Below are 18614 nucleotides of genomic sequence, written 5' to 3' on the forward strand. Positions count from 1 at the left end.
CCGGGCCGTCGTCCTGGAGGTCCGCAACGGCGTCCCCGACGGCAGCCCGGCGGCCCTCGCCGTCCCCGCGCTCAGCGCGGGCACCGGGCTCCTCACGATGCGCGAGCGCGCGGAGGTGCTCGGCGGGACGTTCGACGGCGGTCCCGACCCCGACGGCGGGTGGGTCGTGCGCGCGGTCGTCCCGCTCGCGGCGCGCCCCGGGGACGGCGCTGCGGACCGGCCGGGCCCCGTCGCGCCCGTGCCCGAGGAGGCGTCGTGACCGCGCCGTCGCCCTCGTCGCCCGGCACGTCGTCGCCCGGTAGGCCCGTGCGCGTGCTGCTCGCCGACGACCACGCGGCGATCCGCGCGGGGCTCCGCCTGCTGCTCGACGCCGCCCCGGACGTCGAGGTGGTCGGCGAGGCCGCCGACGGCACGGCGGCCGTGACCAACGCGCGGGCGCTGCGCCCGGACGTCGTGCTCATGGACCTGCGCATGCCGGGCGTGGACGGGATCGCCGCCACCCGCGCCATCGTCGGCGAACGCCTGGCCGAGGTGCTGGTGCTCACGACGTTCGACCTCGACGAGTACGTGGACGGCGCCCTGCGCGCCGGGGCCGCCGGCTTCCTGCTCAAGTCGGCCGAGCCCGCGGCGCTGGTCGACGCGGTCCGCCGGGTCGCGGCCGGCGACGGCGTGCTCGCGCCGGAGGTGACGCGGCGGGTGCTCGCCGGCTTCGCGGGCGGGCCAGGCGGGCCGGGCGGACCGGGGCCGGGGGCCGGCGCGGGCGAGGACGGCAGCGGGGCGGGTGCCGACGATCCGCGGCTCGTGGGCCTGACGCCGCGCGAGGTCGACGTGCTCGCGGCGCTCGGGCGCGGGCTGTCGAACCAGGGCATCGCGGCCGAGCTGGTCATCACGGAGGCGACGGCCAAGACGCACGTGTCCCGGGTGCTCGCCAAGCTCGGCGTGGTCTCGCGCATGCAGGCGGCGATCGTCGCGCGCGACGCAGGCCTGGCCTGAACCCTGCGCCGGCAGCGCCCCCGGTCAGCCCGCGGGCGCGAGGCCGGGGGTGCGCACCACGCGGGCGGCGTGCATGGCGCCGGCGCGCAGCGCCTCGGTGAGCGCGGCCCCGCGCAGGTGCGCGTCGAGGACGCCGGCGAAGAAGCCGTCCCCCGCGCCGTTGGTGTCGACGACGTCGGCGACCGGCACGGCGTCCACCTCGACGAACCCGCCGTCCGGCGTCAGCGCCGTCGCGCCCGCGGCGCCGTGCGTGCACACGGCGAGGCGCGCGCCGGCGTCGACCCGGGCGCGCAGGAAGTCGCGCCAGCCGGGCAGCCGGTCCGAGCTGAGGAAGACGTGGGTGCCGGCGTCGACCCAGGGCCGGTGGAAGTCGGCGACGCCGTCGTAGTCGTGCAGGTCCACCCAGACGTCGCGCCCGCGCGCCGCAGCGGCGGCCAGGACCGGCAGGGAGTGCGCGGCCAGGTCGACGACGACGGCCCGCGCCGCGTCGAGCGCGGCGAGCGTCTCGTCCCACAGCGGGCCCGCCGCGGGCACGTCGCCCGGGGCCCGCAGGTAGACCGAGAGCCGCCCGCCGCCGGGCGCCATGAGGTTGAGGTGGCTCTCCGACCGCCCGTCGGCCGAGGGCTCGGCGATCAGCCGCACTCCGGCACCGGCGGCACCCGCCATGGCGTCGCGGACGCGCCTGCCCTCGTCGTCGGCGCCGAGCACCGTGCGGAGAGCGACCGTCCGGCCCAGCGCGGCGAGGTTGAGCGCCTTGCCGGCGGACGTGCCGCCGATCGTGTCGTAGGAGTCCCGGGCGAAGACCGTGTGGGGCGTCGGGTCCGGCAGGGCGTCCACGTGGACGATGCGGTTCCACGACGCGGGGCCGGCGACGAGCACGTCGGTCGAGGTCACGGCGTCACTCTAGGCGACGGCGCGACCTCGACCGCGGCGGGGCGGGCTCAGTCGTCGTCGCGGTAGCGGTCGTCCCACCGGTCCTCGGTGCGCTCGGACGCGCTGCCCTGGCGCACGACGTCGGAGCCCGAGCCCCCGCTCACGCGATCGCGCCCGCTCTCGCCCTCGACGAGGTCACGACCGGACTGGCCGAGCAGGCGGTCACGGCCCGAGCCGCCCTCGATGTGGTCGTTGCCGTCGCCGCCCTTGACGAGGTCGGCGCCCGAGTCGCCCTCCAGGTCGTCGTGCCCCGTGCCGCCGACGATGCGGTCGTTGCCGCGCTCGCCCTCGACCTCGTCGTGACCGCTGCCGGCGAAGATGCGGTCGCTCCCGGCGCCGCCCTCGACCTCGTCGTTGCCGCCGCCCGCGCAGATCACGTCGTTGCCGCCGTGGCCGTCGATCTCGTCGGACCCGCCGCGCGCGACGATGACGTCGCGCCCCGACGTGCCGTTGATCTCGTCGGAGCCGTTCGTGCCGACGATCGTGGCTCGCAGGCCCTGGCAGGTGGGGGTCGCCGCCTGCGCGGAGGTGGTGGTGGCGAGGCCCAGGCCGGCCGCCGTGAGCGTAGCGAGCGACAGGGCCGCCAGCCGGCGGGTGCGGTGGGTGCGGGACGTGGTGGTGCTCATCGGAAAACCTCCGTGTCGTTCCTGTGCGGACACCCTGAGCGTCGGAGGCTGCCATGAGCCGTGCATGGGGTGCGGATGAGGCACCTCTCATCCGCACCCCGGCGCGCCGTCCGCCGTCGGCCGGCCGACCGCGCGGAGGGGAGCGTCAGGCCGGGTTGCCGAACACCCACAGCTCGTGGAGCGAGTACCCGTACGACGTGGCCCGCTCGACGCCCTGCACGCGGACGAACGACACCGGTCCGGACGCCGTCAGCTCGACGTCGTCCGTCGCGCAGGTCGACTCGTCGACGGTTGCGGAGTCCGTCCAGGTCTCGCCGTCGACGGACGTCTGGACGACGAAGCGCTCGGCGCACGCCTCCTCCCAGAACAGCCGCACCGCGCTGACGTCGGACGGCTGCGCGAGCTCGACCTGCACCCACTGGTCGTCGGAGTAGTCGGACGCCCACCGGGTCCCGAGGTCGCCGTCGTTGACGTGCCGTGCGTCCAGCCGATCGAGGCCGCCCTCCACCGAGGACGCCGTCGCCACGCCGTCGAACGAGAGGTGGACGGTGCCCGGAGGCGCCGCCTCGACGACGGCGACGGACGACCGCGCGGACGCCGAGGTGTCGTTTCTGCCGCGCTTCCCCGTGGCCGTCACGGTGAACGACGCCTTGTCGGCCCCGGCCGCGAACGTCCACGTGCGTTCCGTGCTGCCGCCGGGCGCGAGGCGCTCCGGGCGCGCGTCGCCGACGAGGGGCTCGGCGCCGTCCACGGCGAGCGTCGTCTCCCGCAGCGAGACCGGGATGGTCCCGGTGTTGCGGATCGTCGCGGTCACGGTCACGTCGTCTCCCTCGCCCACCACGCGCGGGGCGGAGAGGGTGACCGGCAGCCCGAGGTCGCCCGGGTCGAGGAGCGTGGTGGTCAGCTCGTCGACGCCGGGGCCGACCCCCAGACGCTCGACGCGCCCCATGAAGTCGTCGTAGGCGAGGCCGGCCACCGGCCCGCGCCACATCCTGTGGGCGAGCAGGCCGAACGTCGGCTCGACCAGCCCGTACACGTCCTGCCCGTCGTAGTCCTCGTGCACGAGGTCGTTCCAGACCGCCGACATCGCGCCGAGCAGCAGCGGGTCGTCGGGGTCGACGTCCTGGCCGCCGCCGAAGACGTGCGGCTCCCACTGGTCGTACAGCCACCGGCCGTCGAGGCCATGACCGTGGTAGTAGTCGGCGAACGGCACGATGTAGAGCGTGGCGTCGTTGGCGTTGACGACGGGGTACCCGTCATCGATCGCCGTCCGGCCGCCGTACCAGCCGTTGTTCCACGACACCATCTCGACGTCCTTGTCGTAGCCGTCGGCGCCACCGGCCATCACCGACAGGCTGCCCCAGGCGCGGACGTCCTTGCCCAGGGAGCGCACGTGCGCGGCGAGGGCGTTCGCGTACTCGCGGTAGTCCGGCTCCAGCTCGCGCGGGTACTCGTCGAGGCCGATGTGCACGGTGGGCGACCGGAACCACGGCGTGAACTCCGTGAACACGTCCTTCATGAAGGCCGTGGTCTCGGGCTTGGACAGGTCCAGGTGGTCGGAGTCGCCGCCGTCGAGCCCGAGCGACGGGTCGAACTCGATGAAGGCCCGCGAGTGCGCCGGGCTGTCGATCTCCGGGACGACCGTGACATGGTGCGCCGCGGCGACGTCCTCCAGCTCGTCCCACTCGGCCCGCGTGAACGACCCGTCCTCCGCCGCCAGCCCGGCGAGCTCCGGGTCGTCGGAGGCGAGCCGGAACGCCGACTGCGCCGTCGACCAGTCGTCGTTCTCGGGGAAGATCTCGTTGTCGTTGAGGTGCACCTGGAACGTGTTCAGCTTGTACCAGCTCATCACGCGGGCCATGTCCTGCACGTACGTCTCGCCGAACCAGCGGCGACCGACGTCGAGCATGAAGCCCCGGACGGCGACGTTCGGCCAGTCGACGGCCTCGCCCACGGGCAGGACGCCGCGCTCGGGGAAGCGCTCGGCCATCATCTGGAGCATCGTGCGGGTGCCCCAGAACACGCCGGTATCGGTGCGGGAGACGATGCGGACCCGGTCCTGGACGTCGAGCCGGTAGCCCTCCCGGGCCGCGACCGCGTCGCCGCCCGGCCCGACGTCGGCGTCCCCGTCCAGGTCGAGGACGATGTCCCCCGCGCGGGGCCGGGAGGTGACGATCCTCGGGCGCAGGTGGGTCAGCTCGGCGACGTCCGCCCGGAGCTGGGTCGCGACGTCGTCGAGCCCGTCGTCGAGGACGACGATCCGGGAGGACGGGCGGAGCGTGAGGTCGCCCCGGCCACCCGTCCACGTCTGCAGGGCCGGCACGACGGCCGGCTCGGGGTTGGTGCCCGCGACGGTCTCGGGCCGGTCCGGCAGCGACGCCCCGGCCGTGGTGCCAGCGGGAACGGTCATCGCGGCGACGACCAGCCCGGTGGTAAGGACGGCGCCGAAGCGCCTGGCGACTCGCACGACATTGTGAGCAGTCATGCAAGAAAACTAGGCGGTTCGCTCACCATCGTCCAGAGATGGCCCTGACCCGAGCCAGTGCCGGGCTCAACCCCGCAGCGGCAGCGTCAGCGTCGGGTCGGCGCCCGGGACCACCCGCACGGGCACGCCCCAGTCCTGCTGGGCGAAATGGCAGGCCGGGAAGACGTCGGGGTCGGGCCGTCCGTCGGGGCCCAGCGGGACCTCGTCGCACGACGCCGCCTTGGCCGTCACGTGCAGCACGCCCTCCGCCACCTCGGGATTGATCACCAGGTCGCGGGCGAGGTCCGTGCCGTCGCCCGCGCCGCCCGTCAGCAGCTCGGGCGGGGTCGCGCTGACGCGCAGCTCGGTGGACGGACCCCAGCGGTCGTCGAGCTTCTGGCCGGGCGCGGGCACGAACGGTACGTCGAGCCGCAGCGGCCCGGGCGCTACGTCGGTCGCCGGGCGGGCGACGCGGTGCGCACCGCCGTCGAGCACCTGCCCGGCGACGTCTGCCGGGAGCGCCACGCGGGTGAGCCGGTGCGCCGCGGACTCCACGACGAGCAGGTGCACGGCGTCCCCGTCGACCTGCACGACGACGCCGCTCGGCTCCGCGAGCCCGGTGGCGAGGGTCGTGACCTCGCCGGCGAGACGGCTGCCCGACGTGGCGTCGCCGACCGGGGTCATGGACGCACCGTCCGGCCCGGCGGGGACGAACCGTCGCAGCGCGCCGTTGTACGTGTCGGCGACGACGACGGAGCCGTCCGGCAGCGCGGCGACGCCGAGCGGGTGCTGCAGCAGCGCCTGGTCGGCGGCGCCGTCGCGGTGGCCGAAGTCGAACAGCCCCTGCCCCACCGCCGTGCGCAGCTCCACCCCGTGCTCCGTCGGCTCGACGAGCCGCAGCGCCGAGGTCTCCGCGTCGGCCAGCCACACCCCGCCCCTGGCGGCCGGCCCGGCGGCCGGCGCGAGCCCCGACGGCTGCGCGAACCACGCGGCGTCACCGGGGCCGTCCTCCAGGCCCTCGTTCATGGTGCCGGCGAGCAGGCGGACGCTGCCGTGCCCGTCGCGGGCGAGCGGGTCGAAGGCCCACAGCGCGTGGTGGCCCGCCATGGCGACGACGAACGCGCCGAGCTCCGGCGACCACGCCACGTCCGACGGGGACGACAGCCGGACGGTCCGCGCCGGGTATTCGAGGGCGGGGTCGAAGGGCTCCGCCGGCCCCCGTCGGTCGGGCACCATCCGGGCGCCCGGGACGGCGGCGTCGTCGGCGAGGTGGCCCGACCTCGGCACGTTCTCCTGGCCGCCGACCATGAACTGGTCCCCGGTCCCCGCCACCGTGGACACGGCGCCCGACGCCAGGTGGACGCCGCGCAGCGTGTGGTTCGCGGTGTCGGCGACGAGCACGTCGTAGCCGACGCGGTCGCGCAGGTCGTCGAGCACGAGGCACACCCCGTTGGGCTCGGCGAACCGCGCGGCGCCGGGCCCGCCGTCGGCCAGCCCGCGCTCGCCGGAGCCGATGCGCCGCAGCAGAGTCTCGCCGTCGGCGGCGAGCTCCGCCAGGGAGTGGTGCCCGGCGTCGGCGACGAGCAGCGTGCCGCCGGGCAGCGCGACCGCCTTCGCGGGGAAGCGCAGCGTGCTCGGCTCCGGCTCGGGCGGCACGTAGGGACCGTCGCCGCGGTGCAGCGTGCCCTTGGCGTCGTGCTCGGCGACCAGCTCGGCGACGATCGCCTCGATCGCGGACGCGTGCCCCTCCCCCGCCATCTGCGCGACGACGTACCCCTCGGGGTCGATGACGACGAGCGTCGGCCAGGCGCGCGCCGTGTAGGCGCCCCAGGTCACCAGGTCGGGGTCGTCGAGCACCGGGTGGTGCACCTCGTAGCGCTCGACGGCGGAAGCCAGCGCGTCGGGGTCGGCCTCGTGCGCGAACTTGGGCGAGTGCACGCCGACGATCACCAGCTCGTCGCGGTGCCGCTCCTCCAGCTCGCGCAGCTCGTCCAGCACGTGCAGGCAGTTGACGCAGCAGAAGGTCCAGAAGTCGAGCACGACGACCTTCCCGCGCAGGTCGGCGAGCGCGACGTCGCGGCCTCCGGTGTTCAGCCAGCCGCGCCCGACGAGCTCGGAGGCGCGGACACGGGGCGGTCGGGACGAGGTTGCCACCCGGACATTCTGCGTCATGCACCTGCCCGGACCAGGCCGGGCCAACGGGTCGCCCGGAAGCCCTCTCTCGTTCTGGGAGCGGCGGGTACAGCTACACGGCACCGGGCGCCGACCACCAGGTCTTCGAGGACGAGTACTACGACGTCGACGTGACGGCGTCCGGTTGGTCGACTGGCTCCTAGCGCTCGTGACGAAAGACCCGCCCGACGATGTCCGCTGCGACGACTGCGGCCCGTGACGACCCTCCCCGGATGTCCGAGAAGCCGCTATTGTCAGCGCTCGTGCCCCTCCATCACCGCAGGTCAGCAACGAAGCGATCCGGCGCCCGGCGCCTCGGCGTGGCGCTCGGCGTGCTCGGCCTGACGGCCGCCGGCTTCCTGATGCCTTCCCAGTTCGCACCGCAGGCCGACGCAGCCTGGTCGGCGTCCCAGGCCCTCGAGTCCTCGTCGTGGCTCCCGTTCACGGCCGAGCCCGCCCTGGGCACCACCCGCGGGAGCGACACCGTTGCCGTATGGACGGCCCAGAACCCCACCGACGACGCCAAGCGCGTCCGGCTGCGCCGGATCAGCTCGACCGGCGCCCTCGGCTCGCTGGTGACGGTCTCGCCGAGCCCCGGATCGGCCGGCGGGATGACTGTCTCCCACCCCGCGGCCGCCGTCGACGCCGACGGCGACGTCGTCGTCGCGTGGACCGCCCAGGACCCGGCCGCCAGCAACGCCTGGCAGGTGTTCGCCCGCCGCCTGAGCCGCACCGGGGAGCTCGGCGCCGTGCGGCGCCTGGGCGCGGTCGGCGCGCACGGCTGGAACCCGACGGTCGCCGTCGGCGACAAGGGCGGTGCCGTCGTCACGTGGGAGAGCGACAACTCGCAGCTGGCGGCCCGGTTCGGCCTGTCCAGCCAGGTCGTCGGGCGGTTCCAGGTCGGGCAGCGCACGACGTCCCGCGCGGCACAGGTCAAGGCGACCCCGGCGGGCACGTTCCTGCTCCCGGGTATGAACCTCGACGGCCGGGCCGAGCTCACCACCCTCCGCTGGGACGGCACACGCAGCAAGAGCGTGCTCGACCCCACCCACTACTCCAACGCGGTCGATGCCGACGCCGACGCCACGGGTCGCACCCACATCGCCTACACGCGGGACGTCAGCACCGGCGACCGGCTCGTCGTCCGACGCTCCACCTCCTCCGGCCTGACCGCGCAGGCCTACGTGAGCCCGTCGACGCACGACGTGCGCTACGCGACGATCGACACCGACCGCGACGGCGACTCCCTCGTGAGCTGGGTCAGCCGGACCGGCCGGTCCACGTTCCGCCTCTACCTGCGCCAGTGGCGGGCCGACGGCACCTTCGGCCCGGTCCAGGACCTCGGGCAGCTGGAGACCGTCAGCGCCGCCAGCGTCTACCTCCCGCGGTTCCCGGCGGTGGCGGTCGACTCCGACGGCGACGCTATCGTCGCGGGGACCAGCTCCGGCGACGCGACCTGGCGCCGCACCGTCACCCGCGCGGGCACCGTCTCCTCGCCGACCACCGTCCTCGGGTCGGGCGCCGGCATCAGCACGGCCACGATCACGCCCGCCGGGCGTGCCCGGGTCGCCTCCCACTCGACGGCCAGCGGCCAGGTCTACCTGCGGGCCGGCTGACCCGCGGGGAAGAGCGCGTCAGGCCGTCACCGCCCCGCCCGACGGCACGCGGCGGAGGAAGTCCCGCACCAGGCCGGCGATCTCCGGGCCGTGGGTCTCCAGGGCGAAGTGCCCCGCGTCGAGCAGGTGCAGCTCCGCGTCCGGGAGATCGCGCAGGAACGCCTCGGCACCCGCCGGCCCGAAGATCTCGTCGTTCCTCCCCCAGGGCAGCAGCGTGGGCGGCCGATGGGTGCGGAAGTACTCCTGGAACGCCGTGTACAGGTCCAGGTTGAACTGGTAGTCCCAGAAGAGCTGGAGCTGGATGGCGTCGTTGCCCGGACGGTCGAGCCCCGCCTGGTCGAGGCGCCAGGTCTCGGGCGCGATGCGGTCGAGCCGGTCGGCGGGCACGCCGTGGGTGTACTGCCAGCGGGTGGCCGCCGGGCTCAGGAGCTCACGCACCGCCGCCTCGTGCGCGCGCCGGTCGGCCGCATGGGCGAACAGCACGTCCCAGAAGGGCGTGAACCCCTCCCGGTAGGCGTTGCCGCTCTGGCTGATCAGCGCGGTGACCCGGTCCGGGTGCCGACTGGCGATCCGGAGCCCGATCGGGGCGCCGTAGTCCTGCACGTAGAGGGCGAAGCGCTCGAGCCCGAGCTCGTCCAGCAGAGCCAGTGTCACGGCGGTGAGGTTCTCGAAGCTGTACTCGAACTCGTCGACCGCCGGCATCGCCGAGCCGCCGAAGCCGATGTGGTCGGGCGCGACGAGGTGGTACTCGTCGGCAAGCTCGGCCATCAGGCCGCGAAACATGTGGGAGCTGGTCGGGAAGCCGTGCAGCAGCACGAGGGTGGGCCGGCCCGGGTCTCCCGCCTCGCGGTAGAAGACCTCGAGGCCGTCGATCGTCGTCGTGCGGTGGCGGACCTCGGTGCTCGTCGCCTGGGTAGTCATTCGCGTCGTCCTTCTTCCATGTCGGGTCGAGATGGGGCGTTGGCGGTGCGGGTGGCGGGTCAGGGCCGCGGGATGCGCAGGCCGTCGGGGCCGATGCGCAGGTCGTTGATGGAGGCGTAGCGGCGGCGCATCAGCCCGTCGACGGCGAACTCCCACTGCTCGTTGCCGTAGGAGCGCCACCAGGCTCCGTCGACGTCGTGCCACTCGTACTCGAACCGCACCGAGATCCGTGCGCCCGTGTACGCCCACAGCTCCTTGCGCAGCCGGTAGTCGACCTCGCGCTCCCACTTGGCGCGCAGGAACTCGACCACCTGCGCTCGCCCCTGCAGGAACACGTCCCGGTTCCGCCACTCGGTGTCCTCGGTGTAGGCGAGCGCGACGCGCTCCGGGTCCCTGGTGTTCCAGGCGTCCTCGGCGGCCTGGACCTTCTGCCTGGCGGTCTCCTCGGTGAACGGTGGCACGGGCGGGCGTGGGCTCATCGTCGTCATCCCTTCGGAGAACGATCGTTCTCCCTCGCTCGATACAGTAGGAGAACGATGGTTCTCCCGCAAGCGAAGGAGGGGACGTGACATCGACGGACACGGGCGCCCTGTCCGACAGCTCCCGGATCCTGGCCGCCGCGCAGCGCCTGTTCAACGAGTCCGGGGTCCAGGCCGTGGGCATGGACGCCATCCGCGCCGCCGCCGGGGTGCCGCTCAAACGCCTGTACCGAGCGTTCCCGGCAAAGGACGCGCTCGTGCAGGCAGTGCTCGAGGAGCGCGACCGTGAGTTCGGCGAGACCCTCTCGGCCTACGTCGACACCCACGGCGACACCCCGCGCGGGCGGATCCTGGCGGTCTTCGACTACCTCGACGAATGGTTCGGGCAGGCGGACTTCCGTGGCTGCGTCTTCATCAACACTGCCGGCGAGCTGGGCGCCGTCTCACCTGCGGTGACCGACATCGCCCGGACGCACAAGCAGGCGCTCCGCGACTATCTCGCCGAGCTGGTCGCCGATGCCGGCCTGCCCGAGGATCGCGCCGACCAGCTCGCCCTGCTCGCGAACGGGGCGATGGCGACCGCCGGGATCATGGGCACCCGCGACCCGGCACGGCAGGCGCGCGAGATGGCGCGCGTCCTCCTCGCGGCGCGCTGAGCGAAACGTCCCGCCGTCGGGCACTGCCGCTCCGCGCGGCCGCCGTCAGAACGCGGTGACCGCCCCGACGACCTGCACCTGGACGGGGACGCCGTCGACCACCGGCGGCACGTCCTTGCGCGCCCGGAGGCTCGCGACGTTCACGCGCAGCACCCAGTCGGTCTCGTCGCCCCGTTGCGCGAGCCCGACGCCGCACACCCCCTCGACGCTCTCGAGCGCCCTGCGCAGGGTGGGCTTGGCGGCGCGCGCCTCGTCGATCGTGACCATGGAACACCTCCGGCTGCCCTTCCATTGTGCGCCCGCTGTCCAGCCCCCGCCGGGTTCGCGCCTCGGCCACCGGGTACGCAGGATGGAACGGTGACCGCACCGATCCCCTCCCTGACCCTGAACAACGGCGTCGCCATCCCGCAGCTCGGGTACGGCACGTACAAGCTGCCGCCGCAGGACACGCGCGACCTCGTGCTCGCCGCGTTCGAGGCCGGCTACCGGCACGTCGACACCGCGCAGATGTACCGCAACGAGCGCCAGGTGGGCGAGGCGGTCGCGGCGTCGGGCGTGCCGCGCGACGAGCTCTTCGTGACCAGCAAGCTCAACAACGCCTTCCACGCGTACGACGAGGCGCACGCGGCGTTCGACCGATCGCTCGACGACCTGGGCCTCGACCACCTCGACCTGTTCCTCATCCACTGGCCGCTGCCCGCCGTCGGGCGGTTCCTGGAGGCGTGGCGTGCGCTGGAGGAGATCTACCGCTCGGGCCGCACCCGGGCGATCGGGGTGTCGAACTTCCAGCCGCACCACCTGCGGCGGATCCTCGACGAGGGGACCGTGGTGCCGGCCGTGAACCAGGTGGAGGTGCACCCGTGGTTCGGCAACGAGGAGGTGCGCGCGTTCGACGCCGACCACGGCATCGTCACCGAGGCGTGGTCGCCGCTGGGGCGAGGGCGGGTGCTCGACGACCCGACGATCGCGCGCCTCGCCGCCGACCACGGCCGCACCCCCGCCCAGGTGGTGCTGCGCTGGCACGTCCAGCGCGGCGACGTCGTCTTCCCCAAGTCGGCGACGCCGTCGCGCATCGCCGAGAACGCGGAGGTCTTCGACTTCGAGCTGTCCGGCGACGACATGGCCGCGGTCACCGGCCTCGACCGCGCCGAGCGCACCGGCTCGCACCCGGACACCGAGAACCGCACCGACCGCTGAGCCTCCGCGAGATCGAGGGACCCGTCGCGAGATCGACCTTCGGGGGGTCGATCTCGGCACGGGTACCTCGATCTCGCGAGTCGTCAGACGGTGCGGCGCGTGGAGCGGATGCCCACCGCGACGCCGACGGCGCAGGTGGCCGCGGCGGCTACGACACCCCACAGCACGGCCGGGTCGTCGAACGTCCCGGCGAAGAGCACGCGCTCGGCGTCGACCATGTAAGTGAGCGGGTTGAACTTCGCCGCCGTCTGCATCCAGGACGGGCCTGCCTCGAGCGGCAGCATCATCCCGGACAGGATGAGCAGCGGGAACAGCAGCGACTGCTGCACGCCCCAGAACAGCCACTCGCGGTTCTTGGCCGCGAGCGCCAGCGCGTGGGAGAACGCCCCGACGCCGATGCCGAAGATGCCGAGCAGCACGAGCCCGACCAGCGCGGGCACCACGTGGAACGTGAACCCGAACGGGATGCAGACGACGGCGATGAGCAGGCCCTGCACCAGCAGGGGCGCGAACTCCTTGAGCGCCCGCCCCACGAGGATCGCCGACCGGTCCAGCGGGGTGGCGAGCACCCGCTCGTAGGAGCCGGTCATGATCTCGTACAGCAGATTGGAGCCCGTCATGGACGTGCCGAACAGCGAGATCATCACGATCACGCCGGGGACGAACCACTGCAGGGTCTCGCCGGTGGTCAGCCCCTCGCCGCCGGGCCCGCCGAAGCCGCCGCCGAACGTGCCGGTCAGCAGCGGGCCGAACAGGCCCAGGAAGATCAGCGGCTGCAGCAGCGAGAAGATCAGCGTGAACGGGTCGCGCAGCACGAGCAGGATCTCGCGCGTGAAGACGGCGCCGGTGTCGGCGAAGAACTTGCCCGGGCCCGTGCGGGTGACGATCCGTGGGGCCTCGTGCGTCGTGGACGCCACGGCGGGGGCCGTGGTGCGGGTCTGCTCGCTCATGCTGTTCCCTCCTTGCGTGACCGCTGCGGTGCGTCGCTGCGGCGCACCTCGTTGCTCGGCGCCCCGCCGCGGGGGCTCCTCGCGCTCATGCGGCCGCCTCCTCGCGCAGGCTGCGCCCGGTGAGGTTGAGGAAGACGTCGTCGAGGCTGGCCTGCCGCACGCTCGCCGACGTCGTCGTGAGGCCGGCGAGGCGGAACGCCTCGATGACGCCCGGCAGGGCGTCCGCCCCGCGCGCGGTCGCAACCCTCACCCGCAGCCCGTCGGGCCCTCCTGAGCCTGTCGAAGGGTCGTGCGGGAACACCACGACCTCCCCGAAGCCGTCGGGCACGGCCGCGCGCACGGCCGGCTCGTCGCCGCCGGAGACGACCAGGGTGAGCGCGTCGTCGGCGTGCTCGTGCTTGAGGACGCCGGGCGCGGCGTCGGCGATGATCTCGCCGTGGTCGATGACCACGACGCGCTCGGCCATGCTGTCCGCCTCGTCGAGGTAGTGGGTGGTGAGCACGACCGTCATCCCGTAGCGCTCCCGCATGGCGGTGATGTGCTCCCACAGGTTGGCCCGCGAGTGCGGGTCGAGGCCGGTGGTGGGCTCGTCGAGGAAGAGCAGGGGCGGGTGGTTCATCAGCCCGAGCGCGACGTCGAGCCGCCGGCGCTGGCCCCCGGACAGCGACTGGACGGCCCGCTTCTCGAGCCCGCTGAGCTCGAGCGCGGCCATGAGGTCGGCCGCCCGCTCCCTGTAGACGGCGGGCGCCAGGCCGTAGAAGCGCCCCTGGTTGTGCAGCTCGTCGACCACCTTGTAGCTGAAGCCGCCGCCGTTGCCCTGCCCGATGAACCCGAGCCGGGCGCGCACCTGCGCGGGGTGCGCGACGACGTCGTACCCCGCGACCTGCGCCTCGCCGGCCGTCGGCTCGAGCAGCGAGGTCAGCATCCGCAAGGTCGTGGACTTGCCGGCCCCGTTGGGCCCGAGGAAGGCGACCAGCTCGCCCTCGGCCACGTCGACGTCGATGCCCTTGACGGCCTCGACGACCTCTTTGCGGCGGCTGAACGTCTTGGTCAGTCCGCGTGCTCGAATCATGTCCGCTCCACCCTCTCGTACACTGTACTGGAACTCGGATCGAGCCTACCAAGGGGGTCCGACAATCGTTCGCCCGCCGGATGGGAGGATGACGAGCCATGTCGAGCACACCGAACGAACGAGCCTCGTCGGTCGAGCCTGTCGAGAGCACGACCGGGTCGGGTCCCGTCGACGGGCTCAGGACGACGCAGGCCCTCCCGGCGGACGGGATCCCGCGCCCGCCCGACGTCGTGCGCCGACTGGCCCTCCTGTGGGACCCTCCCCGCCCGTCGGGCCGCGGCCGCAAGGCGCGCCACACGCTGGACGACGTCGTCACCGCGGGCATCGAGGTCGCGGACGCCGACGGGCTCGACGCCCTGTCGATGCGCAAGGTCGCCGCCCGCCTCGGCGTCGGCGCCATGTCCCTCTATACGTACGTACCGGGACGCACCGAGCTGCTCGACCTCATGATCGACCGGGTCTTCGCCGGGCTCGACCTCCCGCGGGCCGGGGCGCCCTGGCGCGACGGGCTCACCCACTACGCCCGCGAGCACTGGCAGCTCTACCTCGACCACCCGTGGGTGCTGCAGACGAACATGTGGCGCCTGCCCGTGACGCCCCACGTGCTCGACGCCCAGGAAGCGGGCCTCCGCACGATCGTCGACACCGGCCTGTCCGCGGCGCAGGTGGCGGAGATCCTCAACCTCGTCGACGCGTTCGTGCGCGGACTCGCACGGGCCGCGGTCGCCGAGGCGACCGACGGCACCGCGTCCGGCAGCAGCACCGACGAGTACTGGACCTCGATGAGCAGCTTCTGGGTCGACCACTTCGACCCGGAGCGCTACCCCACCATGCAGCGCATCTGGGACCAGGGCGGCTTCGACGCGACCACCAGCCCGTTCGACGCGTCGATCGACCGGCTGCTGGACGCGGTCGAGACGGCGATCGACCGCGCCGCCCGCTGAGCGCGGCGCCGCGACCCTCGACGGGACCGGCGCCCGGGTGACGGAGATCGCCGCCCGGGCACTTCCCAACGCCGCGCGCCGTCTCTACGATGAACTGGTCCAGACCACCTGTCGTGTCGGAGGAACCGTGGAACGCACCGTCGTCGTCGCCATCACCGAGGGCCTGCACGCCCGGCCCGCAGCGCTGTTCGCCCAGAAGGCGGGCGCACAGCCCGTCCCGGTGAAGATCGCCAAGACCGGCGGCGACCCGGTCGACGCCGCCAGCATCCTCGGCATCATGACGCTCGGCGCCGGCGTCGGCGACGAGGTCGTGCTGCGCACGGAGTCCGACGGCGACGACGCGACCGCGTCCCTCGAGGCGCTGGTGGACTTCCTTTCCCAGGAGGTCGTGGCCTGACGCTGCCGCGGAGCGCTGTGAGCATGAATGTGGCCCACTTTCTCGTCGAGAAGTGGGCCATATTCATGCTCACAGCATCTACAGGGCGAGGGCGTCCAGGATGTCGGCCAGCTCACGACGCACCGTGGCCCGGGCGGCGTCGGCGTCCGGCTCGGCCAGCGCGAGCGCGGCCAGCTCGCGGCAGCGCGCGAACGACACCTCGGCGAGCACCGCCGCGACGTCCGCGAGCGCGCGCGGCGTCATGGACAGCGACCTGACGCCGAGGCCCACCAGCACGGGCGCGAGGACGGCGTCTGCCGCCGCCTCCCCGCACACGCCGACGGGGCGGCCGTGCTGCGCCGCGCCCTCGCAGGTCGCGCGCACCAGCTCGAGCACCGCCGGCTGCCACGTCGTCGACAGCGCGGCGAGGTCGCCGAGCATGCGGTCGGCCGCCATCGCGTACTGGGTGAGGTCGTTGGTGCCGATGCTGCCGAACGCGGCGTGCTCGAAGATCCACCGCGAGCGCAGTGCCGCCGCGGGGACCTCGACCATCGCGCCGGCCCGGCTCAGGCCGTGCCGCGCGCAGGCGTCCACGAACGACCGCGCCTCGTGGGTCGTGGCGACCATCGGCGCCATGACCCACACGTCCGCGGACTCGGCCGCGGCGGCGGCGGCGATCGCCTCCAGCTGCCGGTCCAGCACCTCGGGGTGCGCGGCGGCGGTGCGGAGCCCGCGGACGCCGAGCGCCGGGTTGGGCTCGTCGTCGGCCGTGACGAACGGCAGCGGCTTGTCCGCCCCGGCGTCGAGGGTGCGCACGACGACCTTCCGGCCGCCGAACGCCCCGAGCACGCCGCGGTAGGCCGCGACCTGCTCGGCGACGCTCGGCTCGGTGTCGCGGCCGAGGAAGCAGAACTCGGTGCGGAACAGCCCGACGCCCTCGGCGTGCGCCGCCACGGCCGCCTGCGCGGCCTCGGGGTCGGCGACGTTGGCCAGCAGCTCCACGCGGTGCCCGTCGGCGGTGCGGCCGTGGCCGTCGAACTCCCGCTCGACCCGCACCGCGTTCGTCGCGGCCTCCACCTCGTCGGCGGACGGGTCGCGCAGCACCCTGCCGGCGCCGCCGTCGACGACGACGGTCTCGCCCTCGGCGAGGTCCTCGGCGCCGCGGACGGCGACGACCGCGGGGATGCCGAGCGCGCGCGCCAGGATCGCGGTGTGCGAGGTCGGGCCGCCGCCGCTGGTGACGACGGCGACGACGACGGCCGGGTCCAGCGTGGCCGTGTCGGCCGGCGCCAGGTCCTCCGCGACGAGCACGAACGGGTGCCCGGGCGAGGGCACGCCCGGTGGGCGCACCCCGGTGAGCTCGGCGACGATCCGGTCGCGCACGTCGCGCACGTCCCGCGCCCGCTCGCTCAGCGGCGGGCCCAGCGGCTCGAGCTGCGCGGCGATCGCGTTCGCGGCGTCCCACGCGGCCCGCTCGGGGGCGTGCAGGCCGTCGCGCACCCGCCGCTCGGCGTCGGACGCCAGCGTCGGGTCGGCCGCCATGGCGGCCGTCACGGCGAGCACGTCCGCCGCGGTGCCGGTGGCCCCGGCGGCCAGCGTCTCCAGGCGCTCGCGGACGGCGGCGGTCGCCGCCCGCAGCCGCTCGACGGCCGCGTCGACGTCCGCCTCGGACACGGTCGCCTCCGGGGGCTCCGGGACGGGCGCCGGCATCGTCACGACGACACCGGCCGCCCGCCCCGGGCTCACCGGGACACCGGTGAGGGTGGTGCCCATCAGACCGCGTCCTTGCCCTTCGCGTCGCCCGGGCTCGCCGCACCACCCGGGCTCGGCGCGTCACCCGAGGCCGCCGCCGTCGCCTTGGCCTCGGCCTTGGCCGCCTCCGCACGCTCCTCGGCGACCTGGTCGCCCTCGACGGCCGCGGCCGCCTCCGGGTCGTCCTCGCGGCCGGGGGTCCGGAGGTTCCACTTGGTGATGACCCAGCGGAAGAGGAAGTAGTAGATCGCGGCATACACCAGGCCGATCGGGATGAGCAGCCACGGCTTGGTCGCGATGCCCCAGTTGAGGACGTAGTCGATGGCGCCCGCGGAGAAGCCGAAGCCGTCGTGGATCCCGAGCCAGTTCACGAGGGCCATCGAGGCGCCGGTGAGGACCGCGTGGATGGCATACAGCGGGTAGGCGACGTAGACGAACGAGTACTCGAGCGGCTCGGTGACACCCGTGACGAACGCGACGAGGGCGGCCGAGCCGAGAACACCCGCGATGATCTTGCGGTTCTGCGGCTTCGCGGTGTGGATCATCGCGAGCGCGGCGGCCGGCAGGGCGAACATCATGATCGGGAAGAAGCCGGTCATGAACGTGCCGGCGGACGGGTCGCCGGCGAGGAAGCGGAAGATGTCGCCGTGCGCGACGGTGCCGTCAGCCCCGGTGTACGAGCCGAACTGGTACCAGGGCAGCGAGTTGAGCAGGTGGTGCAGCCCGAACGGCAGCAGCAGGCGGTTGAGCGTGCCGAAGATGAACGCGCCGATCACGGTCGAGCCGGTGACGAAGCCGCCGATCTGGTCGTTGATGAGCCAGTCGAACGCCGGGTAGACGAGCGCGAAGACGACGCCGATCACCAGGGATGCACCGGCCGTGACGATCGGGACGAAGCGCCGCCCGCCGAAGAACGCGAGGTAGGCGGGCAGCTTGATCCGGTAGTACTTCTGGTACAGCAGGGCGGCGGTCAGACCGATGACGATGCCGCCGAGCACGCCGTAGTTGACGAGGATCTGGTTGCCCTCGGCGTCCAGCCCGAGGCCGATGTGCGGGGACAGGGCGTCCGTCACGCCGTCGAAGACCAGGTAACCGATGAGCGCGGCCAACCCGGTGGTGCCGTCCGCCTTGCGGGCGTAGCCGATCGCGACGCCGAGGGCGAAGATCATCGGCAGATTGAGGAAGAGCGCGTTGCCACCGGCGGCGAACACGTCCGCGACCGCCTGGACCCACTCGATCTGGATGCGGCCCAGCATGTCGTCCTGCCCGAGGCGCAGCAGCAGCGCCGCGGCGGGCAGGGAGGCGATCGGCAGCATCAGCGAGCGGCCGACGCGCTGCAGCTGCGCGAGGCCGGGGAAGCCTCGCTTCTGCGTGGTCTCAGCGACCGTGGTCATGGTTCTTCCTCCGATGGATGGCCCGGGAGGGCGGTACGTGCAGGCGGTTGGTGCAGGCACGGTCCGGGC

The 18614-nt window shown here is 73.8% G+C and carries 17 protein-coding genes and 1 pseudogene; 7 read left to right on the plus strand and 11 right to left on the minus strand.

The window, feature by feature from the left end; translation table 11 throughout:
- Positions 1-259, plus strand: a pseudogene (locus ABD254_RS07325) (hypothetical protein); the annotation flags it as partial.
- The gene (locus ABD254_RS07330; RefSeq protein WP_344247088.1) at positions 256-993 is read left to right on the plus strand and encodes a response regulator; all 738 of its coding nucleotides are present in this window, start codon (positions 256-258) and stop codon (positions 991-993) included. The pseudogene ABD254_RS07325 and the gene ABD254_RS07330, both read left to right, overlap by 4 nt.
- Positions 994-1017: 24 nt before the next feature.
- Here ABD254_RS07330 and ABD254_RS07335 read toward each other — a convergent pair whose 3' ends face one another.
- The 4 genes from ABD254_RS07335 to ABD254_RS07350 form a co-directional block, all read right to left on the minus strand.
- Positions 1018-1887: a carbohydrate kinase family protein gene (locus tag ABD254_RS07335; RefSeq protein WP_344247090.1), complete on the minus strand. Its 870-nt coding sequence runs from the start codon at positions 1885-1887 to the stop codon at positions 1018-1020.
- A gap of 47 nt (positions 1888-1934) precedes the next feature.
- Positions 1935-2552, minus strand: coding sequence for a calcium-binding protein (locus tag ABD254_RS07340; RefSeq protein WP_344247092.1), 618 nt, complete (start codon positions 2550-2552; stop codon positions 1935-1937).
- 145 nt (positions 2553-2697) lie between these two features.
- Positions 2698-5037, minus strand: a complete 2340-nt coding sequence (locus tag ABD254_RS07345; RefSeq protein ID WP_344247094.1) for a family 20 glycosylhydrolase — start codon at positions 5035-5037, stop codon at positions 2698-2700.
- A 66-nt stretch (positions 5038-5103) separates the two neighbouring features.
- Positions 5104-7188 (minus strand): thioredoxin-like domain-containing protein, encoded by a 2085-nt coding sequence (locus ABD254_RS07350; RefSeq protein ID WP_344247096.1) that lies wholly within the window; start codon positions 7186-7188, stop codon positions 5104-5106.
- A gap of 233 nt (positions 7189-7421) precedes the next feature.
- Between ABD254_RS07350 and ABD254_RS07355 the strand changes: the two genes are divergently transcribed.
- Positions 7422-8804, plus strand: coding sequence for a hypothetical protein (locus ABD254_RS07355; RefSeq protein WP_344247098.1), 1383 nt, complete (start codon positions 7422-7424; stop codon positions 8802-8804).
- 18 nt (positions 8805-8822) lie between these two features.
- Here ABD254_RS07355 and ABD254_RS07360 read toward each other — a convergent pair whose 3' ends face one another.
- Positions 8823-9725 carry an alpha/beta fold hydrolase gene (locus ABD254_RS07360; RefSeq protein WP_344247100.1) on the minus strand — a complete coding sequence of 301 codons (903 nt, stop codon included), beginning with the start codon at positions 9723-9725 and terminating at the stop codon, positions 8823-8825.
- Positions 9726-9784: 59 nt separating this feature from the next.
- The gene (locus tag ABD254_RS07365) at positions 9785-10204 is read right to left on the minus strand and encodes a nuclear transport factor 2 family protein (protein ID WP_425553678.1); all 420 of its coding nucleotides are present in this window, start codon (positions 10202-10204) and stop codon (positions 9785-9787) included.
- A gap of 86 nt (positions 10205-10290) precedes the next feature.
- Between ABD254_RS07365 and ABD254_RS07370 the strand changes: the two genes are divergently transcribed.
- Positions 10291-10860, plus strand: a complete 570-nt coding sequence (locus ABD254_RS07370) for a TetR/AcrR family transcriptional regulator (protein WP_344247104.1) — start codon at positions 10291-10293, stop codon at positions 10858-10860.
- A gap of 45 nt (positions 10861-10905) precedes the next feature.
- Here ABD254_RS07370 and ABD254_RS07375 read toward each other — a convergent pair whose 3' ends face one another.
- Positions 10906-11127, minus strand: coding sequence for a hypothetical protein (locus tag ABD254_RS07375; protein ID WP_344247106.1), 222 nt, complete (start codon positions 11125-11127; stop codon positions 10906-10908).
- A gap of 90 nt (positions 11128-11217) precedes the next feature.
- Here ABD254_RS07375 and ABD254_RS07380 point away from each other — a divergent pair, with 90 nt between their 5' ends.
- Positions 11218-12057 (plus strand): aldo/keto reductase, encoded by an 840-nt coding sequence (locus tag ABD254_RS07380; protein ID WP_344247108.1) that lies wholly within the window; start codon positions 11218-11220, stop codon positions 12055-12057.
- A gap of 83 nt (positions 12058-12140) precedes the next feature.
- Here ABD254_RS07380 and ABD254_RS07385 read toward each other — a convergent pair whose 3' ends face one another.
- The gene (locus ABD254_RS07385) at positions 12141-13007 is read right to left on the minus strand and encodes an ABC transporter permease (protein WP_344247110.1); all 867 of its coding nucleotides are present in this window, start codon (positions 13005-13007) and stop codon (positions 12141-12143) included.
- An 85-nt stretch (positions 13008-13092) separates the two neighbouring features.
- On the minus strand, positions 13093-14079 hold the full coding sequence (locus ABD254_RS07390) for an ABC transporter ATP-binding protein (protein ID WP_344247112.1): 987 nt from the start codon (positions 14077-14079) through the stop codon (positions 13093-13095).
- Between the two features lie 98 nt (positions 14080-14177).
- Here ABD254_RS07390 and ABD254_RS07395 point away from each other — a divergent pair, with 98 nt between their 5' ends.
- Together ABD254_RS07395 and ABD254_RS07400 are read left to right on the plus strand one after the other, a co-directional pair.
- The gene (locus ABD254_RS07395; RefSeq protein WP_344247114.1) at positions 14178-15023 is read left to right on the plus strand and encodes a TetR/AcrR family transcriptional regulator; all 846 of its coding nucleotides are present in this window, start codon (positions 14178-14180) and stop codon (positions 15021-15023) included.
- Positions 15024-15150: 127 nt separating this feature from the next.
- Positions 15151-15420 (plus strand): HPr family phosphocarrier protein, encoded by a 270-nt coding sequence (locus ABD254_RS07400; protein WP_344247116.1) that lies wholly within the window; start codon positions 15151-15153, stop codon positions 15418-15420.
- A 78-nt stretch (positions 15421-15498) separates the two neighbouring features.
- Here ABD254_RS07400 and ptsP read toward each other — a convergent pair whose 3' ends face one another.
- Positions 15499-17172, minus strand: coding sequence for a phosphoenolpyruvate--protein phosphotransferase (ptsP, locus tag ABD254_RS07405; protein WP_344247118.1), 1674 nt, complete (start codon positions 17170-17172; stop codon positions 15499-15501).
- Positions 17172-18545, minus strand: a complete 1374-nt coding sequence (locus tag ABD254_RS07410) for a PTS transporter subunit EIIC (RefSeq protein ID WP_344247120.1) — start codon at positions 18543-18545, stop codon at positions 17172-17174. Before ABD254_RS07410 ends, ptsP begins: the two co-directional genes overlap by 1 nt.
- Between the last annotated feature and the right edge of the window lie 69 nt (positions 18546-18614).

The organism is Isoptericola hypogeus, assembly GCF_039531145.1.
Classification (GTDB): Bacteria; Actinomycetota; Actinomycetes; order Actinomycetales; family Cellulomonadaceae; genus Isoptericola; species Isoptericola hypogeus.